General features: G+C 71.8%; 7 protein-coding genes. 6 read left to right on the top strand and 1 reads right to left on the bottom strand.

Going from position 1 to position 7,792, the window contains the following annotated elements; all coding sequences use genetic code 11:
- Positions 1–711: urate oxidase (pucL, locus tag VGW35_11200; GenBank protein ID HEV8308224.1), on the bottom strand; the 711-nt coding region annotated here is incomplete at its 3' end.
- Positions 712–1,145: 434 nt separating this feature from the next.
- On the opposite strand from pucL, the gene VGW35_11195 reads away from it, so the two are divergent.
- The 6 genes from VGW35_11195 to VGW35_11170 all read left to right on the top strand — a co-directional run bounded on the left by VGW35_11195 (position 1,146) and on the right by VGW35_11170 (position 7,788).
- Positions 1,146–1,742, top strand: coding sequence for an urea carboxylase-associated family protein (locus VGW35_11195; GenBank protein ID HEV8308223.1), 597 nt, complete (start codon positions 1,146–1,148; stop codon positions 1,740–1,742).
- A gap of 25 nt (positions 1,743–1,767) precedes the next feature.
- Positions 1,768–2,172: a RidA family protein gene (locus VGW35_11190; protein HEV8308222.1), complete on the top strand. Its 405-nt coding sequence runs from the start codon at positions 1,768–1,770 to the stop codon at positions 2,170–2,172.
- A gap of 63 nt (positions 2,173–2,235) precedes the next feature.
- A complete protein-coding gene (locus VGW35_11185) occupies positions 2,236–3,813 on the top strand; it encodes an ABC transporter substrate-binding protein (GenBank protein ID HEV8308221.1) in 1,578 nt (525 codons plus the stop codon).
- A gap of 60 nt (positions 3,814–3,873) precedes the next feature.
- Positions 3,874–4,821 (top strand): ABC transporter permease, encoded by a 948-nt coding sequence (locus VGW35_11180; GenBank protein HEV8308220.1) that lies wholly within the window; start codon positions 3,874–3,876, stop codon positions 4,819–4,821.
- 4 nt (positions 4,822–4,825) lie between these two features.
- Positions 4,826–5,737, top strand: a complete 912-nt coding sequence (locus tag VGW35_11175) for an ABC transporter permease (protein HEV8308219.1) — start codon at positions 4,826–4,828, stop codon at positions 5,735–5,737.
- Between the two features lie 23 nt (positions 5,738–5,760).
- Positions 5,761–7,788: an ABC transporter ATP-binding protein gene (locus VGW35_11170; GenBank protein ID HEV8308218.1), complete on the top strand. Its 2,028-nt coding sequence runs from the start codon at positions 5,761–5,763 to the stop codon at positions 7,786–7,788.
- Positions 7,789–7,792 lie beyond the last annotated feature (4 nt).

The following is a 7,792-nucleotide window of genomic DNA, read 5'->3' as shown; positions in this document are numbered from 1 at the left end:
CCGTGGCCAGCGGTCGAGGATGCGCCGGCCCATCTCGTGCACCAGGTGCTGGATGGAGAGGCTGACGAAGCCGTCGAACGTCTGGCGCGCCATCTCCGCCACGTGCTCCGAAGGGACATAGCGCGCGAGGTCCTCGCTCAGCGCGTCCTCGATCGAGGCGTACTGCCAGCTCAGGTCGAGGTGGATGAAGAGCGGACGGTCCGTGCATTCGGGCAGGGTCGTGTAGCGGTCGCGCGCGAAGCTGGCGAAGGCGCTGCCGGTCAGCTTGACCAGCCGGAGGTCACGGCGGCTCGACTCCAGCTGCTTGATGCCGGAGCGGTCGGCGGTCAGGCAGACGCTGGGGTGTTCGCCGTCCAGCGGGCTGAGCAGCTTCTCGCTGTGCTGGGCGAAGGGTAGCTCGTCGAGCCGCACGCCGACCCGCTCCATCTGGGGATAGCTGTCGAGGAAACGCCGGGCGAGGAAGGCCGCGAAGCCTTCCGGCGTCGATCCCGCGAATTCCAGGGCGGCCGCCAGCGTGAAGTTCTTCATGGTGTCGGTGGCCACGACCTGGGAGTTGTCACCCTCGGTGTAGGCGGGGAAGAAGTTCTCGCCGTGCACGTCCACCGTCACCTCGTGCGCAAAGAGGATGTTGGAGCGGACGCCGGGCAGCGGGTGGGCGTGGGTCCGGTACAGCCGGATTGCCGCCTTGCCGTACCGAATCTCGTGCTTCACGACCGGAGACGGTCCTCCGCGATGTCGACGGTGGCCCAGAACCCCTCCGGCATCTCCTGCTCCCGGGTCCGCTCAGGCGGAACCTCTAGCCGCTCCAGAGGCCATCTCGCCAGGACGGCGTTCCCGCCATCTGCATCGCCAAGCATAGCCAACCCCGCCGGGACGCGCCAGGGGGCGGGCGGGTGGCTCACGCGCGGCCGTGAGCTGGCGCGCAACGAGTCGCGTGCCTCACCAGGACCCCCGCGGCGTCCACCCCCGCGGCGTCCAGTGGCGCGCCGTGTCGTCCGATGATAGGATCGGGCGCGCCGTGCGGGTGTCGGCTCGGGGAGGTCGGAGGCCGTCCCGAACAGGAGGCGCGTGGCCATGGCGGAAGACCGGCTGAACCTGCCCTTCAGTCCGACCCGGCGCGGGCGGCGGCCGGCCCGGCGGAGCCGGTGAGCACGGCGCCGCGGGAGTTCGTCATCCCGGCCGGGCACGCCCGGATGTGGCGCATGCGGGCGGGTGAGCGGGTCACGATCGCCCAGACGGAGGGACACCAGGTGGGCGACCTGGTGGCCTTCAACGCCGCCGACCTCACCGAGTTCCTGAGCCCGAGCCACACGCGCCGCTGCCTCGGCTCGATCCGCCTGACGACGGGCGCCAGCCTGTTCACCAACCACCGCGAGCCCATCCTCGAGCTGATGGAAGACACGGTGGGGGTGCACGACTTCCTGGCCGCCGCCTGCGACCCCTACCGCTACCGCCGCGACTTCGGGGTCGAGGACCACCGGAGCTGCCGGATGAACTTCGTCGAGGCGCTGGTGCCCTTCGAGCTCCCCGCCTGGCGGATCCCCGACCCGGTGAACCTCTTCCAGCACTCGCCAGTCCTGCCGGATGGCGGCTACCTGAGCGCGCCGTCCCCGGCCCGCCCGGGGGACTACGTCACGCTGCTCGCGCGCATGGACCTGGTGGCGGCCTGCTCGGCATGTCCGCAGGACCTGGCTCCGACCAACGCCGGACGGCTGTCGGACCTGACGGTGCGGCTCGCCTGACGGGTGGCGCCTCGAGAGGAGACCCATGCCCAAGCAGTTCATCCGGAAGTTCGACGCCTCCCCCTACAAGCACGGCGCCCGCGGCATCTACTCGATGGCGATCCGCACCCGCGGGGAATACGTCTTCCTCCGCGGGCAGACGGGCTTCGATCTCGACGGCAAGCTCGTCGGGAAGGGCGACCCCGGGGCCCAGGCGGAGCAGGCGTGCAAGAACATCAAGCAGCTCATGGAGGAGGCGGGGGGCAGTATCAAGGACGTCTGCAAGCTCACGGTATACGTGACGGACGTGTCCTACCGTCCGGCCGTCTACGGGATGATCGACAAGTACTTCGAGGACGTCCACCACTGCAGCACGGGGGTCGTGGTGAAGGGTCTCGCGCTCCCCGAGCTCTTGGTCGAGATCGACGCGTCAGCCGTGATCGACCGGTGATGAACCACGCCAGTCAATCGGGGGTCTTCCGAGACCCCCCCGAAAAGTACAAGGAGGCCGTCGATGAACCGTGACGACGAGCACACGGACCGAACGCGGGGCGGCCTGACGCGCCGGCGGCTCTTGGAGCTGGCGCTGGCGGGAGGCGCCATCGGCATGGTGGAGCCGGTCGTGCGGGGTCGGGAGCGCGGCCGGGCGTGGGCCCAGACTCCGCGGTCCGGGGGCACGCTCAAGATGGCGTGGGCCAGCTCGCCGCGCACCATCGACCCCGCGCTCAGCATCCAGGGTGACGAGTACATGATCACCCAGAACGTCTACGACAACCTCACGCGCGTGGACGAGAAGCTGCAGGTGCAGCCGTCGCTCGCGACCCGGTGGAGCTCCGATCCCCAGGCACGCGTCTGGACCTTCAATCTGCGGCAGGGTGCCAGGTTCCACCACGGGCGGGAACTCAAGGCGAGCGACGTCGTCTTCACGTTCGAGCGGGTCCTCGACCCGAAGACCGCGTCGCCAGGGCGGACGGCGCTGGGGCCGATCGAGAAGGTGGAGGCCGCCGACGACTACACGGTCCGCTTCCGGATGTCGGCCCCGTACGCCGACCTGCCCGTGAACCTCGGCGTGACCTTCGGCCGGATCCTCCCCGCCGACCGGGCGGACAAGATCGTGAGCGAGCCATCCGGCACCGGACCCTTCCGGCTGACCGAGTTCAAGCCGGGCGAGCGTACGCGGCTGGTGAAGTTCGCGGACTACTGGGACAAGCCGCGGCCCCACCTCGACGAGCTGTGGCAGGTCAACATTCCGCAGCACGCGACCCAGGTGGCGTCGCTCAGCGGCGGCGACGTGCAGATGATGTTCGAGGTGCCGGTGGCCTTCGTCGGGACCCTGGAGAGGACGCCGGGCGTCTCGCTCGTCGGCGTGAAGAGCACCTCGTTCCAGCCGGTGGTCCTGGCGACGGACCACAAGCCCTTCGACGACAACCGGGTGCGCCTGGCCATGAAACTCCTCCTGTCCCGGGACGGGGTGATCAAGGCGGTGTGGCAGGGGCGCGGCACGGTCGGGAACGACCACCCGGTGCCCGACATCAACCCCTTCCACCAGGCACTCCCTCAGCGGGCCCAGGACGTCGCCCGGGCCCGGGCGCTCCTCACCGAGGCCGGCCACCCGCAGGGGTTCAGCGAGGAGATCTGGACCTCCAACGAGCGGGTCGGCCTGCAGGAGCTGGCGGTCGTCGTGCAGCAGATGGTGGCGCCGGCGGGCATCAAGCTCGAGGTCAAGACGGTCCCGTGGTCGGTCTTCAACGCGAACGTCTACAAGAAGAAGGCGCTCTACGTCAACAACTGGTTCGGCCGGGCCACCATCGACGAGACCGTCTATCCCTACTTCCACAGCACCGGCAGCTGGAACGAAGGCAAGTACTCGAACCCGAAGCTCGACAAGCTGCTGGAGGAGGGCCGGTCCTCCACCGAGGCCGGGAAGCGGAAGGAGATCTACGCGGAGGTGCAGCGGGTGATCGCCGACGAGGGGCACTACATCGTCACGTACTTCACCCAGTACCTGAGCGCGATGCGGTCGACCGTCAAGGGCTACACGCTCCACCCGCTCCGCTGGTGCGACTTCCGGAACGCGTACCTGGAGGGCTGAACGCTCGTGCGGGAATCGGAGCGGATGGGGGCCGAGCGTTGATGCCGGAGTCCGAGCCCGATGCGGGTCCTCGCCTTCGTCGGCCGGCGTCTCCTGCTGCTGGCGGTGGTGATGGCCATCGTGTCGATCCTGATCTTCGGCATCGTCCAGGTGCTGCCGGGCGACGTGGCGGTGATGATCCTCGGCACCTCGGCCACTCCCGCGGATCTCACCGCCCTCCGCCAGAAGCTCGGCCTCGACCGGCCGGCCCCGCTCCGCTACCTCGACTGGGTCGGCGGCGCCGTGCGCGGGGAGTGGGGGACGTCGCTGCTCTACCAGGTGCCGGTGCGCCCGCTGGTACTCGAGCGGCTGGGGAAGTCGGCGGTGCTGGCCGTCCTGGCCCTGGCGGTGGCGGTGCCGCTGGCGATCGGGCTGGGCGTCCTCGGGGCACTGCGGCGTAACCGGTTCCTCGATCAGGCGGTCGGGCTGGTCACCCTGGTGGCGGTCTCGCTCCCCGAGTTCATCATGGGCACGGTGCTGATCCTCGTCCTCGCGTTCCGGTTCGCGTGGCTGCCGCCGTCCAGCCTGATCGATCCCCGGGCGAGCCTCTGGTCGGTCGCCCCGAGCCTGGTGCTGCCGACGCTGACGCTGGTCCTGGCGCTCCTCGCCCACATGACGCGCATGACCCGGGCCAGCATGATCGACGTCCTGGAGCAACCCTACATCCGGGCGGCCCGCCTCCGGGGCCTCCGCCCGCGCCTGGTGATCCTCCGGCACGCCCTCCGGAACGCGCTCCTGCCGACGGTCGGCATCGTGGCCATCAACGTCGGGTTCCTGATCGGCGGCATCGTCGTGGTCGAGAGCGTGTTCGCCTATCCGGGCCTCGGCCGGCTCATGGTGGACGCCGTGAACCACCGCGACGTCCCGGTGATCCAGATGGCGGCCCTCGTCATCGCGGTGACGTACGCCCTGGCCAATCTGGCGGCGGACTTGATCTACGCCTCCCTCGATCCGCGGATCCGGTACTGAAACCATGAGCCCACCCGCGGGGGCGCCGGCCGGGATCGCTCCGGGGCCCGGAGCGCTGGCCGCGCTCCGGCGGGGCGCCGGGTTCGCGCGGGCGATGCTCGGGAGCTCGCCCATGGCGGCGGCCGGCGCCGCGCTCCTCGCCGTCCACCTCGGGCTCGCCCTGTTCGGCCCGGCGCTGGCGCCTTATCACTTCGCCCAGTTCAACATCCTGCACACGCTCGAGGCGCCCTCGCGCGAGTTCCTGGGCGGCACCGACCAGTACGGCCGCGACCAGCTGAGCCGCGTCATGTGGGGCGCGCGCTCGACGCTCAGCCTGGCGACGGCCAGCACGCTGCTCGGCGTCGGGCTGGGCGTGGTGGTGGGCATGCTGGGCGCGTTCTACCGCGGGCTCGTCGACGAGGTGCTCATGCGGGTGGTGGACGCGCTCATGGCCCTGCCGGCCCTCCTGCTGGCGATGCTGCTCCTGACGACGGTCGGGTCCGACCCGGTCTACGTCGCCCTGGGGATCGGCGTCGTGTTCATGCCGCGCTCGGCGCGCGTGGTGCGGGGCATCGCGCTCAGCCTGGCCGCCTCGGAGTTCATCGACGCCGCCCGGGCCCGCGGCGAGAAGGGCCTCTACATCATCTTCGCCGAGATGCTGCCGAACGCCTGGGCCCCGATCATCGTCGAGGTGACGATCCGGTTCGCCTACGCGATCCTCCTGGCGACCTCGCTGGGGTTCCTGGGGCTCGGCGCCCAGCCGCCGGCGCCGGACTGGGGGCTCATGATCAACGAGGCGCTGCCGTTCCTCGCCCAGGCGCCCTGGCTCGCCATCCTGCCGGCCGCCGCCATCTCCAGCGCCGTCGTGGGGGCCAACCTCCTGGGCGACGCCCTGAGCGACGTGCTGGCGCTTCGCCGTCGCGGGGAAACCCTGTGACCCCGGCGCCGGGGAGCGAGCCGGTGCTCACCGTACGCGACCTCCGGGTTTCGTACCGGACCGGCGCGGGCCCGGTCCGGGCGGTGAAGGGCGTGTCGTTCGTGCTCCCGCCGGGTCGGGTCCTGGGGCTCGTCGGCGAGTCGGGGTCCGGGAAGAGCACCGTCGCCCTCGCGGTCATGGGGGCGCTCTTCTCCGAGGCCGAGGTGACGGGCGAGGTGCGCTTCCGCGGCGAGAACCTGGTGGGCCAGCCGGCGCGCGAGCTGCGCCGCCTCTGGGGCCGGCGGCTCGCGATGGTGTTCCAGGATCCGACCAGCACGCTCAACCCCGTGCTGACCGTCGGGGACCAGCTGGTGGAGGTCCTCGTCGAGCACGAGCGGCTCCGCCGGGCCGAGGCCCGGGCTCGCATGCTCGACCTCTTCGCCGCCGTTCAGCTGCCGAACCCCGCCCAGCTCGCCCGGCGCTACCCGCACCAGCTCTCGGGCGGCCAGCAGCAGCGGGTCTCGATCGCCACGGCGCTCGCCTGCGATCCCGACCTCCTCGTCCTCGACGAGCCGACCACCGGCCTCGACGTCACGACCGAAGCCCGGATCCTCGACCTGGTGGACTCGCTCCGGCAGCGGACGGCGGCCGGCATCCTCTACATCACGCATAACCTCGGGGTGATCGCGCGGCTCGCCGACGAGGTGGCGGTGATGTACGCGGGAGAGATCGCGGAGCACGGGCCGGTCGGCCCCGTGTTCACGCGGCCGCGGCACCCTTACACGGTCGGGCTCCTCGGCTGCCTGCCGCGGGTCGACCGCCCCGCTGCGGCGCGTCTCTTGCCGGCCATCGAGGGGACGCTGCCCGACCCCCGGGCCGAGGTTCGCGCGTGCCAGTTCGCCCCGCGCTGCCCGCTGGCGGACGCGCGCTGCCGGCAGGAGCACCCGGGCTGGTTCGAGGCGGCCCCGGATCACCGCGCGCGCTGCTTCTACTGGGACCGCGTCCCGCCGCCGGACGCGGTTCGGGCCCCGGCCATCGCGGCCGCCGTCGCCGGCGCGGCGCCGCGTTCGGTGCCGCTCCTGGATGTGGTCCACCTCGTCCACCACTACCGCCAGGCCGGCGGCCTGGCCGGGGTGCTCGGGCGGGCGCCGATCGTCCGGGCGGTGGACGGGGTGTCGCTCGCGGTCGCGGCCGGCGAGACGCTGGCCGTCGTCGGGGAGAGCGGGTCGGGCAAGACGACCACGGCCCGCTGCGTCGTGGGACTTCTGCAGCCCACCGCGGGCCGGATCGAGGTCGACGGGCGGCCGGTGCCGCGCCGGCCGGCGGCGCGGCCCCGGGCGCTGCGGCGCCGGCTTCAGATCGTCTTCCAGAACCCGGATCTGACCCTGAACCCCCGCCGGACGATCCTCGAGGCCGTCGCCCGGCCGCTCACGCTGTTCGGCCTGGCGGACCGGCGGAGCCGCCGGGCCGCGGCCGCCCGGCTCCTCGAGTCGGTGGGCCTCGAGACGCGCTACCTGGACGTGTTCCCGGCTCAGCTCTCGGGCGGCCAGCGCCAGCGGGTGGCGATCGCGCGGGCCTTCGCCTGCCGGCCGGATCTGGTCGTGTGCGACGAGCCGACCTCGGCCCTCGACGTCTCGGTCCAGGCGACCGTCCTGAACCTGCTCGCCTCGCTCCAGGCGCGGGCCCACACCTCCTACCTCTTCATCTCACACGACCTCTCGGTGGTCCGCCACATCGCCGACCGCGTCGTCGTCCTCTACCTGGGACGCATCGTCGAGGCGGGCACGACGGAAGATGTGTTCAGGCCGCCCTGGCACCCCTACACCGAGGCGCTTCTGTCGGCGGTCCCGTCGCTCTCGGCCACGCCGGCCGCGGGCGCCATCCGCCTCGTGGGGCCGGCGCCCAACCCGGCGGCGCCGCCGTCCGGCTGCCCGTTCCACCCCCGGTGTCCGCGCAAGGTCGGGCCCATCTGCGAGCGTGAGGCGCCGCCCGTCGTGACGGGCGACCGGGGGCACGCCATCGTGTGCCACATTCCCCGCGCCGACCTCCTCCATCTCCAGACGCCGGTGTGAGCAC

Source organism: Candidatus Methylomirabilota bacterium (assembly GCA_036005065.1).
Lineage (GTDB): Bacteria > Methylomirabilota > Methylomirabilia > Rokubacteriales > DASRDR01 > DASYQW01.
Note: the sequence above shows the minus strand (reverse complement) of the source record. Positions and strands in the feature narration are given on the sequence as shown.

Coding starts and splice junctions, on each gene's coding strand:
- VGW35_11190 (HEV8308222.1), top strand. CDS start 1,768: ATGCCCAAGCAGTTCATCCGGAAGTTCGACGCCTCCCCCTACAAGCAC.
- VGW35_11185 (HEV8308221.1), top strand. CDS start 2,236: ATGAACCGTGACGACGAGCACACGGACCGAACGCGGGGCGGCCTGACG.
- VGW35_11180 (HEV8308220.1), top strand. CDS start 3,874: ATGCGGGTCCTCGCCTTCGTCGGCCGGCGTCTCCTGCTGCTGGCGGTG.
- VGW35_11175 (HEV8308219.1), top strand. CDS start 4,826: ATGAGCCCACCCGCGGGGGCGCCGGCCGGGATCGCTCCGGGGCCCGGA.